This is a genomic window from Fulvivirga aurantia (assembly GCF_009711475.1).
GTDB classification, from domain to species: Bacteria; Bacteroidota; Bacteroidia; order Cytophagales; family Cyclobacteriaceae; genus Fulvivirga; species Fulvivirga aurantia.
In genome coordinates this window covers 1-938 of record NZ_SMMD01000198.1, presented here as the reverse complement: position 1 = coordinate 938, position 938 = coordinate 1, and the positions used below count along the sequence as shown (strand labels likewise).

Below are 938 nucleotides of genomic sequence, written 5' to 3'. Positions count from 1 at the left end.
TACAATCAAGATTTCTGATGGGGCTGTTACCGATGAAAAAATCTCAGCGGTAAGCCCGAATAAGATTGCCCAGGATGGAGCGGCTACCAATCAGGTGCTCAAGTGGAATGGTACAGCATGGAGTCCGGCAGATGATGCGATTTCTACCGGAGGTAATGCTGGCACAGCAGATGGTTTTTCTAACCTTGACCCAAGCGATTTCGAAATTTTGCTAAAGAATAATACCGACCTCGATAAAAACCATCTGATGAGATTTGAATCGAATAATTCTTTCGTATCAGTAAGGGAGCCGAGTAAAGCCGATCAAATAATTGCTCCTGTACATTTACCACATAATGCAGAATTAGTGGAGGTTACTATATACTATATGGATTTTAGTGGAGGCGATCTATCGGTAGATTTATTTCGCAAGAGCTACATTGGTGGTAGCCAATCACTTTTTGGGTCAAGTTGGAGTTCTACAGGTTCTTCAGGAGCTGTACAGAGCGCGACCATCTCAACAATCTCAAATGGTACAATCGACAATGAAAATTATACCTACAGGCTAATTGTTGACTTTAATTTTACAGGCACCGTTGATGCCCCTGGTGATGCTGAGCATAGAATTTATGGAGTCAAATTTAAATACACACAACCAGGCAATATTGTGACAGGCCCAGGGCCGTATCAGACTTCTTATGTTGGAGAGGATGCGCCACCAGCCGGGGATCGATATGTCGGCATGGTTTGGATAGATACTGATTCTGATCGAATCAGAGTGTGGACTGGCTCAGGTTGGAATACTGTTGCGAATAACGATTAATCTCATGAGTAATCTGCCAACATATGCGTTTAGTCTGATTTTCAGTGTATTTCTCACTACATCATATGCTCAGGATGTGTCTAATGAGTCAATTATCTATGTAGGAGAAGATGCCCTTTTTTATACACCAGGCAAT

Annotated in this window: 1 protein-coding gene; it reads left to right on the top strand. The window is 42.2% G+C overall.

Annotation, left to right across the window (positions count from 1 at the left end):
• The coding region (locus E1176_RS20200) for a hypothetical protein (RefSeq protein ID WP_185152498.1) at positions 1–802 on the top strand (802 nt) is incomplete at its 5' end.
• Positions 803–938: the final 136 nt, after the last annotated feature.